Genomic DNA, 22,023 nt, shown 5'->3' with positions numbered 1-22,023 from the left:
CGGGCCGCCGAGGACGCGGCCATCAGGCGAGCCCGAGACCCGGGTCGCTCGCGGCGGCCGTGCGGAGCTCGTCGGGGATGGCGGCGAGGTAGCCCTGCAGGTTGCGGCGGGTCTCGGTGACGCTGTCGCCGCCGAACTTCTCGAGCACGGCGTTCGCGAGCACCAGGGCGACCATCGCCTCCGCGACGACACCGGACGCCGGCACCGCGCAGACGTCGGAGCGCTGGTGGTGAGCGCCGGCCGCCTCGCCGGTGGCGACGTCGACGGTGCGCAGCGCGTGCGGCACGGTCGCGATCGGCTTCATGCCGGCGCGGACCCGCAGCACGGTCCCCGTGCTCATCCCGCCCTCGGTGCCGCCGGCCCGGTCGCTGGACCGGGAGATGCCGGCGGCGGACTGGAAGAGCTCGTCGTGCGCCTCCGAGCCGCGGCGGGTGGTGGTGAGGAAGCCGTCGCCGACCTCGACGCCCTTGATCGCCTGGATCCCCATCAGGGCCGCCGCGAGCTGGGAGTCGAGACGACGGTCCCAGTGCACGTAGGACCCGAGTCCGGGCGGGAGATCGTACGCGAGGACCTCGACCACGCCACCGAGGGTGTCGCCGTCGTCGTGGGCGCGGTCCACCTCGGCGACCATGAGGGCGCTGGTCGCGGCATCGTGGCAGCGCAGCGGATCCGCGTCCAGGGCGGCGACGTCGGCCGGGCCGGGCAGCGGCGAGCCCTCGGGCACGCGGACCGGCCCGATGGCGAGGGTGTGGCTGACGAGCGAGACGCCGAGCTCGCCGAGGAAGCGGCGGGCGACGGCACCGAGGGCGACGCGGGCCGCGGTCTCGCGGGCGGAGGCGCGCTCGAGCACGTTGCGGGACTCGGGGAAGCCGTACTTCTGCATCCCGACGAGGTCGGCGTGGCCCGGGCGGGGCCGGGTGAGCGCGGCGCCGCGGCCCTTGGGCAGGCTCTCGGGGTCGCGGGGCTCCGCCGACATGACGTCGACCCAGCGCGGCCACTCCGTGTTGCCGATGCGCAGGGCGATGGGGCTGCCCATCGTCGCTCCGTGCCGGACGCCGGAGGAGATCGTCAGCTCGTCCTGCTCGAAGTTCATCCGGGCTCCGCGGCCGTAGCCGAGCTTCCGGCGCGCCAGATCGGCGCGGATGTCGTCGAGGGAGACGGGGACGCCCGCCGGCAGTCCTTCGAGGACGGCGACGAGTTCGGGACCGTGGGATTCCCCGGCCGTGAGCCAACGGAGCATCCTCCGATTCTGGCACACGAGGTCAGTGCGCCGGACCCGCCGAGACGGCTCGGCGCATCGCCGCGAGCACCTCGTCCTCGCGATCGAGAGGCAGGACCGGGTCGCCGCCGACGAAGATCCGCACCTGCACGAGTGCCTGGTGGAGCAGCATCCCGAGCCCGGAGACGACCGGGGAGCCGCCCTGCTCCCAGCGCCGGGCGAGCGCGCTCGGCCACGGGGAGTACGCCACGTCGAACAGGGTCGAGCCCGCGACCGCCGCGTCGGGCACGTCGAGGCCGTCCGCCGCCCCGCCGGGGAGCGTCGAGATCACCAGTGGCGCTCCGGTGGACCAGTCGGCGAAGGAGCGGACCGAGATCAGGACGCCGAGCGACTCCGCGAGCGGAGCGAGCTCGACGGCCCTCGACGCCGTCCGCAGGACGAGGTCGACCCGCGCCGCGCCCAGCTCGGCGGCGGCGGCCAGGGCGGAGGCGGCGGTCGCTCCCCCGCCGAGCACCTGGACGCGCTCCGCCGAGACGACGCCCGCCTCGGCGAGGGCGCGCACGATGCCCGCGACGTCGGTGTTGAACCCGCGGAGGCGGGGTGCCGGGCCGGAGCGGTCGACCAGCACGGTGTTGACCGCGCCGGTGGCCCGGGCGACCGCGTCCTCCTCCGCCAGCAGCGGGCGCACCGCGTGCTTGAGCGGCATGGTCAGCGACAGGCCGTGCCAGGGCTCACCGGACACGACGTCGGAGAGGGTCGCCTCCGTCGTCTCGACGGCGCGGTAGCTCCAGTCGAGTCCGAGCACCCGGTACGCGGCCGCGTGCAGCGCGGGCGACTTCGAGTGCGCGATCGGCGCGCCGAGGACCGCGAGGCGGTACCCGGCGGCCGTCACTGGTACTCCGGGTGGTCCCGCATCCAGGCCTGCCACTGGTCGACGGCCGCGTTGTGCTCGGCGTCGGTGGTGGAGTAGACCGTCTCGCCCGTCTCGAGGTTCACCGTGACGAAGTACATCCAGGTGCCGTCCGCGGGGTGCATGACCGCGTCGATCGCCACGTCGCCCGGGTTCGAGATCGGCGCGGGCGGCAGGCCGTCGCGCTGGTAGGTGTTGTAGACGTTGCCGGCGTCGTTCCGCTCGGCGTCCGTGGTCGAGACGCGGTCGGTCGCGCCGGTGCCGTACGCCACGGTCGCGTCCGACTGCAGGCGCCAGCCCTGGTCGAGGCGGTTCTGGAACACGCGCGCGACCTTCGGGAAGTCCTCGGCGACGCGGGCCTCGCGCTGCACGAGGGACGCGAACACCACGACGCGGTAGCGGTCGTCCACCGGCACGCCGGCCTGGTCGAGCGACTGGTACATCCGGTCGACCAGCGTCTTCAGGATGTCGTGCGCCGGCGTCGACGGGTCGATGTCGTAGGTCGCGGGGAACAGGAACCCCTCGAGGCTCGTCGCCCCGGCCGGGAGCCCGAACGAGCCCCAGTCGGCGGCGGCCGCCTCGAGGTCCGTCAGCGCGACCCCGGTGCCGTCCGCGATGAGCGGCAGCGCCTCCTTGAGCGCCGTCCCCTCGGGGATGACGAAGGTGTTCGCGAGGCGCGTCGACTCGGAGTCGAGCAGCGCCGACAGTGCGGCCTTGGCGCTCATCTCGGCCTTGAGCGAGTACGCGCCGGGCTGGAAGACGGGCTCCGGGCTCTGGGCGAGGAGCAGGTCGTAGAAGGGGTCGTACGACTTGATGACCCCGTCCGAGACGAGGTTGTTGGCGATGTCGCTGCCGCCGTCGCCCTGGTGGATCGTGAACAGCACCTCGCTCGAGCCGGTGCCGGTGAAGTCGGTCGGCTCGGGCTCGGCGAACAGGCCTCGCACCGGCTCGAGGAAGATCGTGACGGCGATGGCGACGAGCGCGGCGAAGACGCCGAAGGCCAGAAGCCCGCCGATGAGCCCGCGGCGGCTGCGGCGCTTCTTCGCGCCGCCCGTCGCGGGAGCCGCGCGGCCCCGCTTCGGGCGCGCGTCCGGGTCGAACGCGGCCGCGTCGTCGCGGCCACGGGGCTCGGGCACGTCGGGCCCGGTGAAGAGGCGGCCCAGCGGATCGTGCGCCTCAGTCGGCGCGGGCTGCTGCTCCGGAGTCGGGTCGGGCGGAGTCGGCTGCGCCTGCTCGGCGGCGCGGGCGTCGCGGCGGCTCGGGGGGACGTCGGTCACGAGGAGGTCCTTCGTTCGGTTCGAGCAGGACCCCGGCCGGGGTACCGGCCGAGCGCTCGGAATCGATGGCGTGCTGCAGGATCACCACGGCGGCGACCTGGTCGATCACGGCTCGGGAGCCGCGGGTGGTGCGTCCGGAGCGGTGCAGGGCGCTCTGAGCGGTGACCGTCGACAGCCGCTCGTCGACGAGCCGCACCGGAGCGGTGGGCACCGCCTCGGCGAGCAGTCGAGCGAATCCGCGCGCGTCCTCCGTCGAGGCCGTCTCGGCCCCCGACAGCGACAACGGCAGTCCGACGATGATCGCCTGGGCATCGTACTCGGCGGCGAGGTGCGCGATCCGGGAGACGTCCGAGGATCCGCCGTCAGTGCCCGCCCGTGCGACCGTCTCGACGGGCACCGCGAGCAGGCCGTCGGCGTCGCAGCGGGCGACCCCGATGCGGGCACGGCCCACATCGATGCCGAGCCGGACGCCGAACCGGCCCATTCAGCTGGTCGCTTCCTGCACCACGGCCTCGAGCGCCGCGCCGATGGCGGAGACGTCGGAGCCGCCGCCCTGGGCGAGGTCGTCCTTGCCGCCTCCGCCGCCACCGAGGATCCCGGCGGCGCGCTTGGCGAGCGCACCCGCGCGGCGGCCCTGGTCGCGGGCGGCCTGGTTGGTGGCGACGATCACCGCGGGCTTGCCCGAGACGTCGGCGGCGAGCGCGACGACGGCCGGCTCCTGGCCGAGCCGCTCGCGGACGGAGGTCACGAGGGAGCGCAGCTCGTCGGTCGATCCGGCGGAGCCGATGCTCTCGGCGACGACGGTCGTGCCGCCCACGGTGCGGCGGGTCGCGGCGAGGGCGGGCACCCGGTCGGCGAGGGCCTTGGCCTCGAACGCGGCGATCCGCTTCTCAGCGGCCTTGAGGCTCGCGACGAGCTCGCCGATCCGCTCGGGGAGCTGCTCGCGCGGGGTCTTCAGCGAGGACGAGATCGTGCTGACGAGGGCGCGCTCGGCGGCGAGCTCCTGGAAGGCCTCGCGGCCCACGAGCGACTCGACGCGGCGGTTGGTCGATCCGACCGAGGACTCGCTGACCAGGCTGATCACGCCGACCTCGGACGAGCGCCCGACGTGGGTGCCCGCGCAGAGCTCGCGCGACCAGGGCCCGCCGATGTCGACCACGCGGACGACGTCGCCGTACTTCTCGCCGAAGAGGGCCATCGCGCCGAGCGCCTTCGCCTCGTCGATCGGGAGCTCGCGCGTGACCACCTCGAGGTTGTCCCGGATCGCCGTGTTGGCGATCTCCTCGATCTCGCTGCGGGTCTCGAGCGAGAGGGCCTGGTTCCACGAGAAGTCCAGGCGCAGGTAGCCCGCCTTGTTGTAAGAGCCGGACTGGTGCGCCTGCGGGCCGAGCACCTGGCGCAGCGCGGCGTGGATGAGGTGCGTGCCCGAGTGCGCCTGCGTGGCGCCCCGGCGCCAGTCGCGGTCGACGACGGAGGTGGCGGCGTCGCCCACTCCGACCTCGCCGCTGGCGACCTGGACCTTGTGGCTGATGAGCCCCTTGACGGGCTTCTGCACGTCGAGGACCTCGAGATCGAAGCCGGAGCCGACGATGCGGCCGGCGTCGGCCTCCTGGCCGCCCGACTCCGCGTAGAGGCTGGTCGCCTCGAGGATCACCTCGGCGATGTCGCCCGCGACCGCCTTCGTGACGGAGTGCCCGCCGACGATGAGGCCGAGGATGCGCGTCTCGGTGTCGAGCACGTCGTAGCCGGTGAACAGCGTCTCGCCGTGGGCGCGGAAGTCGGCGTAGACCGAGAGATCGGCCAGCGCCGACTTCTTCGACTTCGCGTCGGCCTTCGCACGCGTGCGCTGCGCGGTCATGAGGGAGTCGAACGCCTCGCGGTCGACCGTCAGACCCGACTCCTCGGCGATCTCGAGGGTGAGGTCGATCGGGAACCCGAAGGTGTCGTGCAGGAGGAACGCGGTGTCGCCCGGCAGCGTCGGCGACTCGGCCTTCTTCGTCTTCAGGACCGCGAGGTCGAGGATCTCGGTGCCGGCCGCGAGGGTGCGGAGGAACGCCTCCTCCTCGCCGTAGGCGCTGGTCGAGAGGCGCTCGAACTCCGTGGACACCTCGGGGTAGGCCGACGCCATCGCGTCGCGCGAGGCGGCGAAGAGCTCGGGGAACGTCGCGGTGTCCACTCCGAGCAGGCGCATGGCGCGCACCGTGCGGCGCATCAGGCGGCGGAGGATGTAGCCGCGCCCCTCGTTGGACGGCGTCACGCCGTCCGACAGCAGCATCAGCGAGGAGCGCACGTGGTCGGCGATGACGCGCATGCGGACGTCGTCCTCGTGGACGGCTCCGTAGCGGCGGCCCGAGAGCTCGGCGGCGCGGTCGAGGACCGGACGGACCTGGTCGATCTCGTACATGTTCTCGACGCCCTGCTTGAGGAAGGCGACGCGCTCGAGGCCCATGCCGGTGTCGATGTTCTTGCGCGGAAGCTCGCCGAGGATGTCGAAGTCGACCTTGCTCGTGCCCTCGCCCCGGAGGTACTGCATGAAGACGAGGTTCCAGATCTCCACGTAGCGGTCGTCGTCCGTCGCCGGGCCGCCGTCGATCCCGTAGGCGGGGCCGCGGTCGAAGAAGATCTCGGAGCAGGGGCCGGCGGGGCCGGGCTGGCCGGTCGACCAGTAGTTGGTGTCCTTGTCCAGGCGCTGGATGCGCTCGTCCGGCAGTCCCGCGATCGTCTTCCAGAGCGCGATCGCCTCGTCGTCGTCCTTGTAGACGGTGACCCAGAGGTCCTTCTCGTCGAAGCCCAGTCCCCCGTCGCTCTCGGCGCCGGTGAGCAGCTCCCAGGCGTAGCCGATCGCCCCCTCCTTGAAGTAGTCGCCGAAGGAGAAATTGCCGTTCATCTGGAAGAAGGTGCCGTGACGAGGCGTCTTGCCGACCTCCTCGATGTCGTTGGTGCGGATGCACTTCTGCACGCTGGTGGCACGCGGGTAGGGCGCGGGGACCACTCCGGTGAGGTAGGGCACGAACGGCACCATGCCGGCGACGGTGAAGAGGAGGCTCGGGTCCTCGCTCACGAGGGAGGCGGAGGGGACCACGGTGTGGCCGCGGCTCCCGAAGAAGTCGAGCCAGCGGTTGCGGATGTCTGCGGTCTGCATGGGTTCCGTTACGGTTCGGTCGGTGACGACGCGGATGTCGGGCGGCGGGGCGTCAGCCCTCGCCGATGGCGGCCTTCAGTTCGGCCTCGCGCTGGTGGTAGCCCTCGGAGACGGCCTCGCCGAGCTCCTTCGCGGTGCGGTTGATGTCGGCGAAGAGCCGGGCGCCCGCCTCGGTGCGCGAGACCTGGTGGGCGACCGCGAATCCGAGGCCGATCCCGATGACGATCAGGAGGATGTTCTTCACGGGGTGTCCTTCCACAGCGGCGGGGCGGGCGCGACGGCGCGACGACCCGTTCGATTCTAGGGCGCGGGCGCGGCGCTACTTCGAGCGCGGGCGCTTCGTGCGCTTCGCGGCGGAGCGGCCGACCGCGGCTCCGGCCTTGTCGGCCGTCCGTCCGGCGACGAGCACGGCGCGGACTCCGGCGGTGAAGCCGGCGAGCTTGATGAGCGGACCGCCGACGGTCGCGGCCGTGAGAGCGACGAGCGCGTTGACGTTGCCGGTGACCTCGGCGACGTCCTTGGTGATCGTGTCCACCCGCGCGAGCTGGTGGTTGGCCTCGCGGAGGGTGGACGCCGACTCGTCGAGGATCGGCGTCAGGCCGTCGCTGGCCTGCTTGATGGCCTCGCTCGTGCTGTCGAAGACGCGCCCGAGCTTCCAGAGCGGGACGGCGGTGATCGCCACCAGGATCGCGAACACCCCCGCGGCGATGAGCCCTGCGATGTCTCCACCGGTCACGGTGACCTCCGTTCGATGCCGCCCAGCGCGGCACTCCAGCCTACCGACGGGCCGCGAGAGGGTCGGACGCGGGGACGGGCGCTCGGCTCGGGCGCGACGGCCGGATCGGGCGCAGCGCGGGACTCTCGGAGCGCGGCGGGCACTCCGGATCGCGACCCCGGGAACGGGAAAAGCCCCGGTGCGGACACCGGGGCCTTTCTCTGCGGGGCTGGACTCAGCGGGCCGCGTAGTACTCGACGACGAGCTGCACTTCGCAGGTCACGGGGACCTCGGCGCGCTTCGGGCGGCGCAGGAGCGTCGCCTGCAGCTTGTCGATCTCGACCTCGAGGTAGCCCGGGGTCTTGGGGAGGACGTCGACGTGTCCACCGGCGGCGGCGACCTGGAAGGGCTCGGTGCCCTCGGAGCGGGTCTTGACGTGGATGACCTGGCCCGGCTTCACGCGGAAGGAGGGGCGGTCGACCGTCTTGCCGTCCACCATGATGTGGCGGTGGGTGACGAACTGGCGGGCCTGCGCGGTGGTACGGGCGAAGCCCGAGCGCAGGACGAGGGCGTCGAGGCGCATCTCGAGGAGCTCGACCAGGTTCTCACCGGTCAGGCCCTGGGTGCGGCGCGCCTCCTGGAAGGCGATGCGGAGCTGCTTCTCGCGGATGCCGTACTGGGCGCGCAGACGCTGCTTCTCACGCAGGCGGACCGCGTAGTCGGAGTCGGCCTTGCGCTTCGAGCGGCCGTGCTCGCCGGGAGCGTAGGGACGCTTCTCGAGGTAGCGGGCGGCCTTCGGGGTCAGGGGGATGCCGAGGGCGCGCGAGAGGCGCGTCTTCGAGCGGGTACGGGACGTGGTCGACACAGTGGTCCTTCCAAGGTCTGAGAGGTTCGGTCGCAGCTCTCGACCGCCGGCTCCGGGAGGAGGGCGGACGCCGCGGTCGTGTCCTCCGCGGGTGCGGGGGAAGGGTGACCGCAGTGGCGGGCTGCGCGATTCAGAGGGATGCGCTGCTCCGCTCGGCTACAGAGCGGTGGGCAACCTCGCAAGACTATCAGGCCACGGCCTCCCGTGGGGTCGCGCGAGCTCGCGGTCGGCGCGGTCAGCCCCGGTCGCCGCGGATGATGCGAAGGAGCTTCGCCAGGCGTGCGGAGACGTCGCGCTCGTTGCCGTGCTCGGTGGGCCGGTAGTACCGCGCGCCCTGGAGCGGATCCGGGAGGTACTGCTGCTCGAGGACGCCGAGGTCGGCGTCGTGCGGGTACCGGTAGCCCTTCCCGTGGCCGAGCTTCTTGGCGCCGGGGTAGTGCGCGTCGCGCAGGTGCGCCGGCACGCGGCCCGCGCGGCCCGCGCGCACGTCCGCGATGGCCGCGTCGATGGCGGAGTAGGACGCGTTCGACTTCGGGGCGGTCGCCAGGTGCACGACCGCCTGGGCGAGCGGGATGCGCCCCTCCGGCATGCCGATGAACTGCACGGCGTCCGCCGCGGCGATCGCGACGACGAGCGCCTGCGGGTCGGCCATGCCGATGTCCTCGGACGCGGAGACGATGATGCGGCGGGCGATGAACCGCGGATCCTCCCCCGCCTCGATCATCCGGGCCAGGTAGTGCAGCGCCGCGTCGACGTCCGAGCCCCGGATGGACTTGATGAAGGCGCTGATGACGTCGTAGTGCTCGTCGCCGTTGCGGTCGTAGCGCAGCAGGGCGCGGTCGACGGCGCGCGCGACGACCTCGCTCGTGATCACGGGGAGCGCGGGCTCCTCGGCGGCGGCCTCGACGGGAGCGCCCTCGTCGTCCTCGTCCTCGTCCGGGTCCTCCGCGGCGGCGGCGCGGGCGACCCGGTCGGCCTCGCGGGCCTCCGAGCGGGCGGAGGTGGCGGCGGCCTCGAGCGCGGTCAGCGCCCGCCGGGCGTCTCCGGAGGCGAGCCGCACGATGCTCGCCCGGGCCTCCTCCTCCAGCGTCACCGAGTCGCGCAGACCCCGCTCGTCGTGCAGGGCGCGGTCGACCAGGACGCCCAGGTCGTCGTCGCTGAGCGGCTCGAGGGTCAGCAGGAGCGAGCGCGAGAGCAGCGGCGCGATCACCGAGAACGAGGGGTTCTCGGTCGTGGCCGCGATGAGGATGACCCACCCGTTCTCGACCCCGGGCAGCAGCGCGTCCTGCTGCGCCTTGGTGAAGCGGTGGATCTCGTCGAGGAAGAGCACGGTGGACGTGCCGTAGAGGTCGCGGGTGGAGAGTGCCTCCTCCATCACCTGCCGCACGTCCTTCACGCCCGCCGTGACGGCGGAGAGCTCGACGAAGCGGCGGCCGCTGGAGTGGGCCACCGCCTGCGCGAGCGTGGTCTTGCCCGTGCCGGGAGGGCCCCAGAGGATCACGGACACCGCTCCCCGCTCCCCCGTCGTGTCGGCGGCGAGGGCGACCAAGGGCGAGCCGGGCGTCAGGAGGTGGCGCTGGCCGGCGACCTCCTCGAGGCTGCGCGGCCGCATCCGCACGGCGAGCGGAGTCGCCCCGGAGCGGAGTCCGGCCTGCTGCATGGTCATGCCCCCAGCGTAACGACGGCCTCCGACAGAGCCCCGGCCCGACTGCCCGGCGCGACGGAGCGGCGTTTGTCGCGCCTCCGGCGGTTCTCGTAGGCTCGACGCGGCCTGCGTGCGCGGGCCGCCGCGCCGAAGCCGCGCGGACGAGGACGTCGGAGGAACACGTGGCCCAGGGCAAGTCGAACGACCGCGAGGCGCGCACCCGGCTCCGGGCCTACCAGGCCCGTCAGAGCCTCCACCGCTCGAGGCAGAAGCGGCGCGTGCGCGACAACGTGATCGCGGCGATCGCCGCCGTCGTCGTGATCGGGCTCGCGGTCGTCGCCCAGATCCTCTACTTCTCCGGCGGCCCCGGCACCCCGGTCGCCGAGCCGACCTCCTCCTCCTCCGCGACCCCGACGCCCGAGGCGACGGGGTCGAACACCGGCGACGTCCCCTCCTCCGACATCGCCGAGGGCCGCGACTGGACGGGCACGCTCACGATCGGCGAGGACCCGCTGGGCATCACGCTCGCCGGCGCCGCCGCCCCGCAGGCGGTGTCCTCCTTCATCTCGCTGACGCAGTCCGGCTTCTACGACGGCGTCTCCTGCCACCGCCTCACCACGGAGGGCCTCTACGTCCTCCAGTGCGGCGACCCGGACGGCGACGGCACCGGCGGACCGGGCTACAGCTACGGCCCCGTCGAGAACGCGCCCGAGGACGGCGTCTACCCGGCCGGGACCATCGCGATGGCCCGCCAGGGCGGCAACGGCTACAGCCAGGGCAGCCAGTTCTTCGTCGTCTACCAGGACACGACCCTGCCCGCCGACGCGGCCGGCGGGTACACCGTGCTCGGGCAGGTCACCTCGGGACTCGACGCCCTCGTCAGAGACGTCGTGTCGAAGGGCACGGCCGACGGATCGGGTGACGGCGCCCCCGCCGAGCCCGTGTCCATCACCTCCGTCTCCGTCCAGTAGCCGCACCCGCGGCGTCGTCACGGTCCGCCCGCGCGGGGAGTGCAATAGGCTTGTCGTCACTGCCCGTTCGCGGCCGAGCGCGGTCTTCGGCCCTCCGGCCGTCGAGCCCCACCGGCCGACGACGCGACGGGCACCGAGAAGCACGACATCGAACAGCAAGGTGAGGCTCCGAGCGATGAGTGACCAGCAGCCGTGGGGACGGGTCGGCGACGACGGGACGGTCTACGTCCGCGTCGGCGACGGGGAGCGAGAGGTCGGCCAGTACCCCGATGCGACTCCCGAGGAGGCGCTCGCCTACTACGAGCGCAAGTACACGGAGCTCGCCGGGCAGGTGTCCCTGCTCGAGCAGCGCGCCAAGCGGGGCGCACCCGCCGGAGACATCGCCCGCACGGTGCAGTCGCTGTCCGCGGCCATCGCGCAGGCGAACGCGGTCGGCGACCTCGAGTCGCTGCAGACCCGGGTCGACGCGCTGAGCGGCTCCGTCGAGGATCTGACCGAGCAGCAGGCGGCCGAGTCGAAGGCCGCGCTCTCCGAGGCTCTCGCCTACCGCGAGGCCATCGTCGCCGAGGCCGAGGCCCTGGCGGCGGTCGACCCGGCGAAGACGCAGTGGAAGCAAGCCAGCGCCGCGATCGACGACCTCTTCGCCCGCTGGCAGAACCACCAGCAGCAGGGCCCTCGCCTTCCCAAGAACGACGCGAACGAGCTGTGGCGCCGGTTCCGCGGTGCGCGCACCACGATCGAGCAGAACCGCAAGGCGTTCTTCGCCGACCTCGACTCCGCGCACCGCGAGGCCAAGCAGGCCAAGCAGGCGCTCATCGACCAGGCCGAGGCGCTGGTGCCCCAGGGCGCCGACGCCATCCCGGACTACCGCGCGCTCCTCGAGCGCTGGCGGGTCGCCGGCCGTGCCGGCAAGCGGTTCGACGACGCGCTCTGGGCGCGCTTCAAGGCCGCCGGCGACGCGATCTACGGCGCCAAGGCCGAGATCGTCGCGCAGGAGAGCGTCGAGTACACCGAGAACCTCGACCTCAAGCTCGCCCTCCTCGAGGAGGCGGAGCCGCTCCTGCAGGAGCAGGACCGCGAGAAGGCCAAGCGGGTGCTGCTCTCGATCCAGGAGCGCTGGGACGCCGTCGGCCGCGTGCCGCGCGAGCAGGTGCGCACCGTCGAGGACCGCCTCCGCAAGGTCGAGGCGCACGTCCGCAAGCTCGACGAGGAGCACTGGAACCGCAGCAACCCGGAACGCAAGGCCCGCTCCGAGGGTCTCGCCTCGCAGCTGACCGCCGCGATCCAGAAGCTCCAGGAGGAGCTCGACGAGGCGAAGGCGCGCGGCGACCGCGACGCGATCGCCCAGGCTCAGGAGGCGCTCGACGCCCGCAAGGTCTGGCTCGACGCGATCGGCTAGACCCGCGCCGGCGGATCCCTCCACAGATCCGCTCGCGACGCTCCGGAAGGGAGGCGCATCGGCCAGCATGGCCGGATGCGCCTCCCCTCCGTGCTCCTCCCCGGGCACCTCCCTCTCGCGGAGCTGTGCGCCGCCCGCCTCGACGGCGAGCTGGTCGCGCTCGACGAGGGCTTCCTCGTCGCGGACCTGCCCCTGGGGGCGTCCGAGCGGGCCGCCTCCCTGCGCGCGCTGCTCCCCCGCGGCGCCGTCGCCGATCGTCTCTCCGCCGCGTGGGTGCACGGAGCGATGCACCGTCCGCCGCGGGTGCACAGCGCCTCGATCGACCGGCGGAAGCGCCGACAGGCGCCGTCGAACCCCCGCCTGCGCTGCCACGAGGTCCTGCTCGACGAGGACGACGTCGTCCTCCTCGGCGGCGCGCCGGTCACGTCGCCTGCTCGCACGCTGATCGACCTCGCCCGGACGGAGGACGCGGGCGCGATCCTCCGAGCGCTCTCTCGGAGCACCCGGACCGGCCTCGACGCCGTCCTCGCGAGGCTGGAGGAGGGCAGCGCCGTCGCCGGACGGAGGATCGTCGGACGACGGCTGCGGGCGGCGCTCGGCGAGGCGCCGCCCGGGGATCAGCCCGCGTTCACCCGGTAGACGTCGTAGACGGCGTCGATCCGGCGCACGGCGTTCAGCACGCGGTCCAGGTGGGTGGTGTCGCCCATCTCGAAGACGAACCGGCTGATCGCCAGCCGGTCGCTCGAGGTCGAGACCGTCGCCGAGAGGATGTTGACGTGGTGCTCCGAGAGCACGCGCGTCACGTCGCTCAGCAGGCCCGAGCGGTCCAGCGCCTCGACCTGGATCTGCACGAGGAAGATGCTCTTGGAGGACGGCGCCCACTCGACGTCGACGATCCGCTCCGGTTCCTTCAGCAGCTCCTGCACGTTGTGGCAGTTCGCCTGGTGCACGGAGACGCCGGCTCCCCGCGTCACGAATCCGACGATCTGATCGCCCGGAACCGGAGTGCAGCACTTCGCGAGCTTCACGAGGATGTCCGGCGCGCCCTTCACGAGGACGCCCGACTCGCTGCTCCGGCTCCGCGGCCGGGGCGAGCGAGGGAGGGTGACCTCGTTCTCGTCCGACTCCGGATCGCCCTGGATGGAGGAGACGACCTTCTCGAGCACCGACTGGGTCGAGACGTGGCCCTCGCCGACGGCCGCGTAGAGCGCCTCGACGTCGTTGTAGCGCAGCTGGCTGGCCACCTCGGTGAAGGTGTCCTGGCTCATCAGCTTCTGCAGCGGCAGGTTCTGCTTCCGCATCGCCCGGGCGATGGAGTCCTTGCCCTGCTCGATCGCCTCGTCGCGCCGCTCCTTGGTGAACCACTGCCGGATCTTGTTGCGGGCCCGGGGGCTCTGCACGAAGTGGAGCCAGTCCTGACTCGGTCCCGAGTCGGGGTTCTTCGAGGTGAAGACCTCGACCACGTCGCCCGTCGTCAGAGCCGACTCGAGCGGCACGAGGCGCCCGTTGACCTTGGCGCCCATCGTCCGGTGCCCGACCTCGGTGTGCACCGCGTAGGCGAAGTCGACCGGGGTCGCACCGGTCGGCAGGCCGATCACGCGTCCCTTCGGGGTGAAGACGTAGACCTCCTTGGCGCCGATCTCGAAGCGGAGGGAGTCGAGGAACTCGTTCGGGTCGGTGGTCTCCGACTGCCAGTCCGAGAGGTGCGCGAGCCAGGCGAGGTCGGTGTCGTTCGATCCGGAGGTGGGCACCTTGCCGGTGGCCATCTGCTCCTTGTACTTCCAGTGCGCCGCGATGCCGAACTCCGCGTGCTGGTGCATCTCGTTGGTGCGGATCTGGATCTCGACCGCGCGGCCCTTCGGCCCGACGACCGTCGTGTGGAGCGACTGGTAGAGGTTGAACTTCGGAGTGGCGATGTAGTCCTTGAACCGGCCCGGCATCGGCGTCCAGCGGGCGTGGATCGAGCCGAGCACGGCGTAGCAGTCGCGCACCGAGTTCACGAGGACGCGGATGCCGACCAGGTCGTAGATCTCGTCGAACTCGCGACCGCGGACGACCATCTTCTGGTAGATCGAGTAGTACTGCTTCGGCCGGCCGACGACGCGACCGCGGATCCGCCCGGCCCGCAGGTCCTCGCTGATCAGGTCGATGACGTTCTGCACGAACTCCTCGCGCTGCGGCGTCCGCCGCTTCACCAGGCTCTCGATCTCGTTGTAGATCTTCGGGTAGAGCACCGCGAAGGACAGGTCCTCGAGCTCCCACTTGATCGCCTGGATGCCGAGGCGGTGCGCCAGCGGCGCGTAGATCTCGAGGGTCTCGGTGGCCTTGCGGGCCGCGGACTCGGCGGGGACGAAGCCCCAGGTCCGCGCGTTGTGGAGGCGGTCGGCGAGCTTGATGATCAGGACGCGGATGTCCTTCGACATCGCCACGATCATCTTGCGCACGGTCTCGGCCTGCGCGCTGTCGCCGTACTTGACCTTGTCGAGCTTGGTGACGCCGTCGACGAGCATCGCGACCTCGTCGCCGAAGTCCGCGCGGAGCTCGTCGAGCTGGTAGTCGGTGTCCTCGACGGTGTCGTGCAGCAGCGCGGCGGCGATCGTCTTCGAGCCGATGCCGAGGTCGGCGAGGATCTGCGCGACGGCCAGCGGATGCGTGATGTAGGGCTCGCCGCTGCGGCGCTTCTGGTTCGCGTGCGCCCGCTCCGCGACCGAGTACGCGCGCTCGATGAGCGCGATGTCGCTCTTGGGGTGGTGCATCCGGACGGTGCGGACGAGGGTGTCGACAGCACCGGAGGGCTGCGCGCGCGAGAAGATCCGCGGGACCAGTCTGCGCAGGGCAGCGGTCGAGGACGTCGTCGTCGTTTCCGTCACGCGAGGATCTCCATCGCCCCATTATCGCCCGTGCGGACGGCGCCGATGACCGTTCCGCCCGGGGCGGACGGCGCCGGCGTCAGCCGATGCGTCCCGGGCGCCCCTCGCCGTCGACCACGTCGCCGCCCGCCGCGGCCCAGGCGGTCATGCCGGCGTCGACGTTGGCGACCTCGTAGCCGGCGCCGTCGAGGGCCTGCGTCACCATCGCGGAGCGGACTCCGGAGTGGCAGACCACCAGGATCGCTGTGTCGGCCGGGAGCTCGTCCTGCCGGGCGCCGATCTCCCCCATCGGGATGTGGTGGGCGGCCGGAGCATGCCCCGCCGCCCACTCGTGCGGCTCCCGGACGTCGAGCAGCCAGACCTCGTCGCGCTCGACGAGTCCGACGGCGTCGGCCGCCGTGACCTGTGCGTAGTCGGCCACGGCTCAGCCCTGCACGGCCGGCGCGGCCGGAGCGGTCGCCTTCGCCCGGGCCGACTCCACGCGCTTGTCGTGCTTGGAGATCTCGGGCTCCCGGCTGCGCAGCTGGGCGTACAGCGGCGCCGCGACGAAGATCGTCGAGTACGTGCCGACGATGATGCCGATCAGCAGGGCGAGCGAGATGTCGCGGAGCGTGCCCGCGCCGAGGACGAACGCACCGATCACGAGGATCGCGGCCACTGGGAGTGCGGCGACGATCGAGGTGTTGATGGAGCGCACGAGAGTCTGGTTCTCGGCCAGGTTCACCGTCTCGGAGAAGGTGCGGGTCGTGCTGCCGAGCGCCTCCACGGTGTTCTCGCGGATCTTGTCGAAGACCACGACCGTGTCGTAGAGCGAGTAGCCGAGGATCGTCAGCAGTCCGATCACCGCCGCCGGCGACACCTCGGTGCCGGTGATGCCGTAGACGCCCGCCACGATCACGAGGTCGTGCAGGAGCGCGACGATCGCCGCGAGCGACATCTTCCAGGTGCGGAAGTACGCCCACATGGCCAGGGCCGCGAGGACCACGAAGATCACCAGGCCGCGCAGGGCCTGCTGGGTCACGTCGTTGCCCCACGCCGCTCCGATGAAGGAGGAGGCGACCTGGTCGGTGGGCACGTCGTAGGCCTCCGACAGGGCGTTCCGCACCGCGGTCGACTCGTCGGTCGAGAGCTGGCCGGTCTGCACGCGGATGGAGTCGTCGCCGACGATGGACACGCGCGGCACGGTCTCCGGAGCGACCGAGGTCACCGCGTCCGTCGCCGTCGCCTGCTCGAGGCTCGACGGCGAGGACACCGTGAACTGCGAGCCGCCGGTGAACTCGATGCCGAAGTTGAAGCCGCCGCGGGCGACCGTCCCGAGCAGCGTGATCAGGATCAGGGCGAGTGAGACGAGGTACCACGTGCGGCGCCGGCCGACGAAGTCGATCGATCGCGCACCGGTGTAGAGGTCGTTTCCGAACTGCGAGAAGCTGGCCATCACGCGTCCTTCCCGTTCGAGTCGTTGGAGTCGCGCAGGCCGGCCGCCTCGGCGGCCTTCCGCTCGGCGATGGTCTGGCGCTTGGCCGCCTCGCGGGACGCGGAGGCGCGCTTGCCGGCGACCACCTGGTCCTGCGGACGGAAGGCGGCACGGCCGCGGTAGACGGCTCCGAGCGCCCGGGGATCCAGGCCCGACGCCTTGTGCCCCTCGGCGAAGAACGGTCTCGTGGCCATCAGCTGCAGGATCGGGTGGGTGAACAGCGCCACCACGATCAGGTCGATGATCGTCGTGATCCCGAGGGTGAGCGCGAAGCCGCGGACACTGCCGACGGCGAGGAGGAAGAGGACCACCGCGGCGAGCAGGTTCACCATGTCGGACGCGAAGATCGTGCGCAGCGCGCGCCGCCAGCCGGACTCGACGGCGGACTCGAGGCCGCGTCCGTCGCGGAGCTCGTCGCGGATGCGCTCGAAGTACACGATGAACGAGTCGGCCGTGATGCCGATCGCGACGATGAGACCCGCGACTCCTGCGAGCGAGAGGCGCAGTCCCTCCCGCCAGGACAGCAGCGTGACGACGAGGTAGGTGACGATCGCCGCGACGAGCAGCGAGGCGATCGTGACGGCTCCGAGCACGCGGTACTGCGCGATGGAGTAGACGATGACGAGGATCAGGCCGATGAGGCCGGCGAGCAGGCCGCTGGCGAGCTGGGCGGAGCCGAGCGTCGCCGAGATGCTGTCCGAGCTCTGGACCTGGAAGCCGATCGGCAGCGCGCCGTACTTGAGCTGGTCGGCGAGCGTCTTCGACGACTCCTGGGTGAAGGAGCCCGAGATCTGCGCGTTGCCGTCGGTGATGGCGGCGTTCGTCGACGGGGCCGAGATGACCCGGCCGTCGAGGACGATCGCGAATTGGTTCTGCGCACCCTGCAGCGCCACGAGCCGCGAGGTCGTGGCGCCGAAGGCCTGCGTGCCCTGGTCGTCGAACGAGAGGTTGACGGCCCAGGTGCCGGTGCTGGCGCCGGAGGAGGTCGTCATCAGGCCGTTCGAGGCGTCCGAGATGTCCTCGCCGGTGATCTCCACCGGGCCGAGGACGTACTTCACCGTCCCGCTGTCGTCGCAGGTGATGAGCGGCTGGTCGGCCGGGGCGAGGTTCGGGTCCTGGCCGTTGAGGAACGCGCAGTCGAACGAGGTGTACTGGGCCTCGAGCGCCGGCGTGAGGTAGGCGAGGTCGCTCGCGTTCGTCGGCGAGGCGGTCGGCTCCGTCGCGAGCGACGGATCGACGGGCGTCGGCGTGGGCGAGGACGTCGCGTCGCCGCCGACCGAGCTGTTGGTGGCCTGGCTCGCGACGAGGACCGGGCGGAAGTCGAGCTTCGCCGAGGCCTCGATGCGCTGGAGCGTCTCGTCGTCGGGCGTGCCCGGGATCGAGACGACGATGTTGCTCGAGCCCTGGGTCGTGATCTCGGCCTCGGAGACGCCGGACGCGTCGATGCGCTGGCGGATGATCGAGACGGCCTGGGTCAGCTGCTCCGACGAGACGGTGTCGCCGTCGTTCAGCTGCGGCTGCAGGACGATCTGAGTGCCGCCCTCGAGGTCGAGGGCGAGCTTCGGCGTCCAGGAGCCGCCGCCCCAGAGGACGGCCGCCGTGTTGAGTCCGACGAGAGCGAGGATCAGGACACCGAGCCAGCTCAGGGAGCGGCGGGCCTTCCGGACGGGGGTTGATGCGGCCACCCAGGGCTCAGCTTTCTCTTCGGTCGACGGTGATCGGCCCGGGGTCGCCCGGGCGTGGAGAAGGGCGGGCGGGCGCCGATGCGCCCGGCCCGCCCAGGAGACTACTGCGCGTCGGGGCGGCGGTCGCGCTCGACCGGGTCCACCAGCGGGTCGCGGTGCGCGGAGTCGCGCTCGCCGAACTCGGGCGAGCCGGTCGCGGTCAGCGGGTCGGCCTCGTCCTCGGTGTCGACGGCGACGGCGTTCTCGCTCGGGTCGATGAGGCGGGCGATCGCCTGACGGTGGATGGTCAGCAGCGTGCCGGGGGTCGACTCGATGACGATCTTGTTCGCCTCGTCGTCGATCGACACGACGGTGCCGAAGAGGCCGGAGCCGGTCATGAGCTCCACCCCCGGCTGGAGGTTGTTCTTCATGCTCTCCGCGTCGCGCTGGCGCTTCTTGTTGTTGCGGAACATGAAGATGATCATCACGGCGAGCAGCAGGACGAGCAGGATGATCGTCGGATCCATGGGTGGGCCTTCCGGAGTGGATGGGCGATCCGCCGCGCGGCCTCAGGTCGAGGCGGAGCGGATCGAGCGGCCCGTCGGGCCTAGAGAATCATAGATCATCGGGGAACAGGGGCGGCTGAGCCGCCGTCCCCCGGGGGTCGATGCCGAAGTGGCGGTAGGCGGCGGGGGTCGCCACGCGGCCGCGCGGCGTCCGGGTCAGCAATCCGATCCGCACGAGGAACGGCTCGACGACGGCCTCGACCGTCTCCGCCTCCTCCCCCACCGACACGGCGAGGGTGTTCAGGCCGACCGGCCCGCCGTCGAAGCGGGTCAGCACGATCTCCATCACCGCGCGGTCGAGCCGGTCGAGTCCGAGCGCGTCGACGTCGTAGAGCTCCAGCGCCGCGCGGACGGCGGTCACGTCGGCCCGTCCGCCGTGGACCAGGGCGAAGTCCCGCACCCGCCGGAGCAGGCGGTTGGCGATGCGCGGGGTGCCTCGGCAGCGGCCGGCGATCTCGGCGATCGCGTCCGCGTCGATGTCGAGCTCGAGCAGCCGTGCCGCCCGGGCGAGCACCTGCCGCAGCTCGTCCTCCGCGTAGAACTCGAGGTGCGCGGTGAAGCCGAAGCGGTCGCGGAGCGGATTGGGCAGCAGGCCGGAGCGGGTCGTGGCGCCGACGAGCGTGAACGGGGCGAGATCCAGCGGGACGGACGTCGCTCCCGCCCCCTTGCCGACCATGATGTCGATCCGGAAGTCCTCCATCGCGAGGTAGAGCATCTCCTCCGCGGAGCGCGCCATGCGGTGGATCTCGTCGATGAAGAGGATCTCGCCGGGCAGCAGCGAGGAGAGGACGGCGGCGAGGTCGCCCGCGTGCTGGATCGCGGGGCCGCTGGAGAGCCGCAGGGGCGAGGAGCTCTCCTCCGCCACGATCATCGCGAGGGTCGTCTTGCCGAGACCGGGCGGGCCCGCCAGCAGGATGTGGTCCGGGGTCCGGCCCTGCATGGCCGCGGCCTTGAGCAGCAGCTCGAGCTGGCCGCGCACCTTGCGCTGGCCGACGAACTCGCTGAGGTTCCTGGGCCGCAGGGCGCCCTCGAAGGCGACCTCGGCCTCCGATGCGACCTCGGCGCCCAGCACCTCGTCGCTCACGAGCGGGCCGCCGGACCGAGGCGGGCGAGGGCGAGCCGGAGCAGCGCCTGCACGTTCGCGGCGTCGGAGGCCTGCGCGTCGAGCAGGATCTCATCGACCACATCGGCCGCGGTGCGCTCGGGCCAGCCCAGGCCGACGAGCGCCGCGAGCACGTTCTGCGCGGCGGTGGCGGCGGGACCGGAGCCGCGGGCGGCGCGCGGACGGACGGTCACCTTGCCGGCGAGCGACAGGATGATCAGCTTGGCCGTCTTCGGGCCGATGCCGCTGACCTTCCGGAACACCCCGTCGTCCTCGTCGGCGACCGCCTGCGCGATCCGGTCCGGCTCGACCGCGCCGAGCACACCGAGGGCGGACTTCGGGCCGACGCCGGTCACGCCGATCAGCAGCTCGAAGATCTCGAGCTGCTCCTCGTCGGGGAAGCCGTAGAGGGTGAGCGAGTCCTCGCGGACGACGAGCACGGTGCTGACCGTGGTCTCGTCGCCGACGCGCATCTCGAGCGCGTGCTGCGGGGTCACGTTCACCGCGTAGCCGACGCCGTGGACGTCGAGGACGGCGAGACTCCCGCGGGCGGAGAGGACGGTGCCGCGGAGGGAGGAGATCACCGCGTCAGTCTAGATGCTCGAACAGGCGTTCGACTCGCGGCCTCGGCGGCGCGCCACGCCCGCTGCGCTGCTGTGCCGCCCGCCGCTCCGTCGGCACCGGCTCCCGCCGACCCGGAGTAGGGCGCGAGAGGGGCCCGCCAGGCGTGGCAGACGGCCAGGGCGAGAGCGTCGGCCGCGTCGGCCGGCCGCGGCGGGGCGTCGAGCCGGAGGACGCGCTGGATCATCGCGGTGACCTGGCGCTTGTCCGCGGCTCCGTAGCCGGTGACGGCGGCCTTCACCTCGCTCGGCGTGTGCATCCCGACCGGGAGCCCGCGCCGGGCCGCCGCGACGAGGGCGACGCCGCTGATCTGCGCGATGCCCATCACGGTGCTGACGTTGTTCTGCGCGAAGACCCGCTCGATCGCGACGGCGTCGGGGCGGTGCTCGTCGAGCAGCGCCTCGAGCCCGTCGCCCAGGGCCAGCAGGCGGCGCTCCAGCGCGTCATCGGGCGGTGTCCGGAGGACCGTCACGTGCACGAGGGTCGCGCGGCGGTCGCGCGAGACGTCGACGATGCCGACGCCGCAGCGGGTGAGCCCGGGGTCGATCCCGAGGACGCGCATCAGGCCGCCCTCCGGGATCGGGCCGGGCTCACCGCGTCACTCCTCGTTCTCGAGCTCGGCGCGCACCTCGGCCGTGATGTCGAGGTTGGTGTAGACGTTCTGCACGTCGTCCGAGTCCTCGAGCGCGTCGATCAGGCGGAAGACCTTGCGGGCCGTCTCGGCGTCGGCCTCGACCTGGAGGGAGGCGACGAACTCGATGTCGGCGGAGTCGTAGTCGATGCCCGCCTCCTGCAGGGCCGAGCGGGCCGGGACGAGCTCGCTCGGCTCGACGCGGACCTCGAAGCTCTCGCCGTGGTCGAGCACGTCGTCGACGCCGAAGTCGAGGACCGCGCCGAGCACGTCGTCCTCGGTGACGCTCTCTCCGTGGGGCACGGAGATGACGCCCTTGCGTGCGAAGTTGTAGGCGACGCTGCCCGGGTCGGCCATGGTGCCGCCGTTGCGGGTCATCGCGGTGCGGACGTCCGCCGCGGCGCGGTTCTTGTTGTCGGTGAGGCACTCGACGAGCAGGGCGATGCCGTTGGGGCCGTAGGCCTCGTACATGATCGTCGTGTAGTCGATGACCTCGCCGGTGAGGCCGGCGCCGCGCTTGATCGCGCGGTCGATGTTGTCGTTCGGCACCGAGGTCTTCTTCGCCTTCTGCACGGCGTCGACGAGCGTCGGGTTGCCGGAGAGGTCGGCGCCGCCGATCTTGGCGGCCACCTCGATGTTCTTGATCAGCTTGGCGAAGGACTTCGCGCGGCGCGAGTCCTTGATCGCCTTCTGGTGCTTGGTCGTGGCCCACTTGGAATGCCCGGACACGGTGCTCCCTCGGAAATCTCGTTGCGTGCGGCCCCCGAGGGCGCCGCTGATGGCAGGGGCCAGTCTATTCGAGAGCCGGTCCGCGCCCGTCTCGGCCCGAGCACCGAGCCTTCCGCGCCCGTCTCGCCGGCGACGAGCCGCCCTCCCCACGCGCCCCCGCACCGCCGAACGCACGGTCCGCGTGCCAGCGGATCGCTGTAGGCGGACGCGACCCGCTCCACCC

20 protein-coding genes and 1 pseudogene are annotated in these 22,023 nt (G+C 72.2%); 3 read left to right on the top strand and 18 right to left on the bottom strand.

Annotated features, from left to right (window positions below):
• Positions 1-22: 22 nt before the first annotated feature.
• The 9 genes and pseudogenes from aroC to C5D66_RS02360 form a co-directional block, all read right to left on the bottom strand.
• Positions 23-1,240 (bottom strand): chorismate synthase, encoded by a 1,218-nt coding sequence (gene aroC, locus C5D66_RS02400; protein ID WP_104251091.1) that lies wholly within the window; start codon positions 1,238-1,240, stop codon positions 23-25.
• A 22-nt stretch (positions 1,241-1,262) separates the two neighbouring features.
• A complete protein-coding gene (locus C5D66_RS02395) occupies positions 1,263-2,111 on the bottom strand; it encodes a shikimate dehydrogenase (RefSeq protein ID WP_258063923.1) in 849 nt (282 codons plus the stop codon).
• Positions 2,108-3,406: an endolytic transglycosylase MltG gene (gene mltG / locus C5D66_RS02390; RefSeq protein WP_181067927.1), complete on the bottom strand. Its 1,299-nt coding sequence runs from the start codon at positions 3,404-3,406 to the stop codon at positions 2,108-2,110. The genes C5D66_RS02395 and mltG overlap by 4 nt, the downstream gene beginning before the upstream one ends.
• 10 nt (positions 3,407-3,416) lie before the next feature.
• Positions 3,417-3,890 (bottom strand): annotated as a pseudogene (gene ruvX / locus C5D66_RS02385) (Holliday junction resolvase RuvX); the annotation flags it as partial.
• A complete protein-coding gene (alaS, locus tag C5D66_RS02380) occupies positions 3,891-6,548 on the bottom strand; it encodes an alanine--tRNA ligase (protein WP_104255387.1) in 2,658 nt (885 codons plus the stop codon).
• 52 nt (positions 6,549-6,600) lie between these two features.
• Positions 6,601-6,792, bottom strand: coding sequence for a hypothetical protein (locus C5D66_RS02375; RefSeq protein ID WP_104225329.1), 192 nt, complete (start codon positions 6,790-6,792; stop codon positions 6,601-6,603).
• A gap of 75 nt (positions 6,793-6,867) precedes the next feature.
• On the bottom strand, positions 6,868-7,284 hold the full coding sequence (locus C5D66_RS02370) for a DUF948 domain-containing protein (RefSeq protein WP_104224759.1): 417 nt from the start codon (positions 7,282-7,284) through the stop codon (positions 6,868-6,870).
• A 214-nt stretch (positions 7,285-7,498) separates the two neighbouring features.
• Positions 7,499-8,128, bottom strand: coding sequence for a 30S ribosomal protein S4 (gene rpsD / locus C5D66_RS02365; protein ID WP_068210518.1), 630 nt, complete (start codon positions 8,126-8,128; stop codon positions 7,499-7,501).
• A 235-nt stretch (positions 8,129-8,363) separates the two neighbouring features.
• Positions 8,364-9,794, bottom strand: coding sequence for a replication-associated recombination protein A (locus C5D66_RS02360; RefSeq protein ID WP_104255388.1), 1,431 nt, complete (start codon positions 9,792-9,794; stop codon positions 8,364-8,366).
• 161 nt (positions 9,795-9,955) lie between these two features.
• Here C5D66_RS02360 and C5D66_RS02355 point away from each other — a divergent pair, with 161 nt between their 5' ends.
• The 3 genes from C5D66_RS02355 to C5D66_RS02345 all read left to right on the top strand — a co-directional run bounded on the left by C5D66_RS02355 (position 9,956) and on the right by C5D66_RS02345 (position 12,782).
• On the top strand, positions 9,956-10,744 hold the full coding sequence (locus C5D66_RS02355; RefSeq protein ID WP_104255389.1) for a peptidylprolyl isomerase: 789 nt from the start codon (positions 9,956-9,958) through the stop codon (positions 10,742-10,744).
• A 175-nt stretch (positions 10,745-10,919) separates the two neighbouring features.
• Positions 10,920-12,143: a DUF349 domain-containing protein gene (locus C5D66_RS02350; RefSeq protein WP_104255390.1), complete on the top strand. Its 1,224-nt coding sequence runs from the start codon at positions 10,920-10,922 to the stop codon at positions 12,141-12,143.
• Positions 12,144-12,218: 75 nt separating this feature from the next.
• A complete protein-coding gene (locus C5D66_RS02345; protein WP_104255391.1) occupies positions 12,219-12,782 on the top strand; it encodes a type IV toxin-antitoxin system AbiEi family antitoxin in 564 nt (187 codons plus the stop codon).
• Here C5D66_RS02345 and C5D66_RS02340 read toward each other — a convergent pair.
• From C5D66_RS02340 to C5D66_RS02300, 9 genes are all read right to left on the bottom strand, one after another.
• A complete protein-coding gene (locus C5D66_RS02340) occupies positions 12,761-15,013 on the bottom strand; it encodes a bifunctional (p)ppGpp synthetase/guanosine-3',5'-bis(diphosphate) 3'-pyrophosphohydrolase (RefSeq protein ID WP_104225334.1) in 2,253 nt (750 codons plus the stop codon). The two genes, C5D66_RS02345 and C5D66_RS02340, sit on opposite strands and share 22 nt — an antisense overlap.
• A 79-nt stretch (positions 15,014-15,092) precedes the next feature.
• Complete coding sequence (locus tag C5D66_RS02335; protein ID WP_104224765.1) at positions 15,093-15,434, bottom strand: rhodanese-like domain-containing protein; 342 nt, start codon at positions 15,432-15,434, stop codon at positions 15,093-15,095.
• Positions 15,435-15,437: 3 nt separating this feature from the next.
• Positions 15,438-16,448 (bottom strand): protein translocase subunit SecF, encoded by a 1,011-nt coding sequence (secF, locus tag C5D66_RS02330; protein WP_104233316.1) that lies wholly within the window; start codon positions 16,446-16,448, stop codon positions 15,438-15,440.
• Positions 16,448-18,172 carry a protein translocase subunit SecD gene (secD, locus tag C5D66_RS02325; RefSeq protein WP_104255392.1) on the bottom strand — a complete coding sequence of 575 codons (1,725 nt, stop codon included), beginning with the start codon at positions 18,170-18,172 and terminating at the stop codon, positions 16,448-16,450. Before secD ends, secF begins: the two co-directional genes overlap by 1 nt.
• Positions 18,173-18,273: 101 nt before the next feature.
• Positions 18,274-18,678, bottom strand: coding sequence for a preprotein translocase subunit YajC (gene yajC / locus C5D66_RS02320; protein ID WP_104224768.1), 405 nt, complete (start codon positions 18,676-18,678; stop codon positions 18,274-18,276).
• Positions 18,679-18,766: 88 nt separating this feature from the next.
• The gene (gene ruvB / locus C5D66_RS02315) at positions 18,767-19,801 is read right to left on the bottom strand and encodes a Holliday junction branch migration DNA helicase RuvB (protein WP_104224769.1); all 1,035 of its coding nucleotides are present in this window, start codon (positions 19,799-19,801) and stop codon (positions 18,767-18,769) included.
• On the bottom strand, positions 19,798-20,403 hold the full coding sequence (ruvA, locus tag C5D66_RS02310; protein WP_104225337.1) for a Holliday junction branch migration protein RuvA: 606 nt from the start codon (positions 20,401-20,403) through the stop codon (positions 19,798-19,800). Before ruvA ends, ruvB begins: the two co-directional genes overlap by 4 nt.
• On the bottom strand, positions 20,400-21,002 hold the full coding sequence (gene ruvC / locus C5D66_RS02305) for a crossover junction endodeoxyribonuclease RuvC (protein ID WP_104255393.1): 603 nt from the start codon (positions 21,000-21,002) through the stop codon (positions 20,400-20,402). Before ruvC ends, ruvA begins: the two co-directional genes overlap by 4 nt.
• Positions 21,003-21,038: 36 nt before the next feature.
• Positions 21,039-21,800: a YebC/PmpR family DNA-binding transcriptional regulator gene (locus C5D66_RS02300; protein WP_104224772.1), complete on the bottom strand. Its 762-nt coding sequence runs from the start codon at positions 21,798-21,800 to the stop codon at positions 21,039-21,041.
• Positions 21,801-22,023 lie beyond the last annotated feature (223 nt).

This window comes from Rathayibacter sp. AY1B4, from assembly GCF_002932815.1.
Taxonomy (GTDB): domain Bacteria; phylum Actinomycetota; class Actinomycetes; order Actinomycetales; family Microbacteriaceae; genus Rathayibacter.
The sequence above is the reverse complement of the archived record's forward strand: the minus strand, read 5'-3'. Positions and strand labels throughout refer to the sequence as shown.

What these genes read in the sequence shown, in the direction of transcription:
- yajC (WP_104224768.1), bottom strand. Translation starts at nt 18,678, where the DNA reads ATGGATCCGACGATCATCCTGCTCGTCCTGCTGCTCGCCGTGATGATC.
- ruvC (WP_104255393.1), bottom strand. Translation starts at nt 21,002, where the DNA reads ATGCGCGTCCTCGGGATCGACCCCGGGCTCACCCGCTGCGGCGTCGGC.
- C5D66_RS02345 (WP_104255391.1), top strand. Translation starts at nt 12,219, where the DNA reads ATGCGCCTCCCCTCCGTGCTCCTCCCCGGGCACCTCCCTCTCGCGGAG.
- C5D66_RS02360 (WP_104255388.1), bottom strand. Translation starts at nt 9,794, where the DNA reads ATGACCATGCAGCAGGCCGGACTCCGCTCCGGGGCGACTCCGCTCGCC.
- secF (WP_104233316.1), bottom strand. Translation starts at nt 16,448, where the DNA reads ATGGCCAGCTTCTCGCAGTTCGGAAACGACCTCTACACCGGTGCGCGA.
- C5D66_RS02350 (WP_104255390.1), top strand. Translation starts at nt 10,920, where the DNA reads ATGAGTGACCAGCAGCCGTGGGGACGGGTCGGCGACGACGGGACGGTC.
- alaS (WP_104255387.1), bottom strand. Translation starts at nt 6,548, where the DNA reads ATGCAGACCGCAGACATCCGCAACCGCTGGCTCGACTTCTTCGGGAGC.
- aroC (WP_104251091.1), bottom strand. Translation starts at nt 1,240, where the DNA reads ATGCTCCGTTGGCTCACGGCCGGGGAATCCCACGGTCCCGAACTCGTC.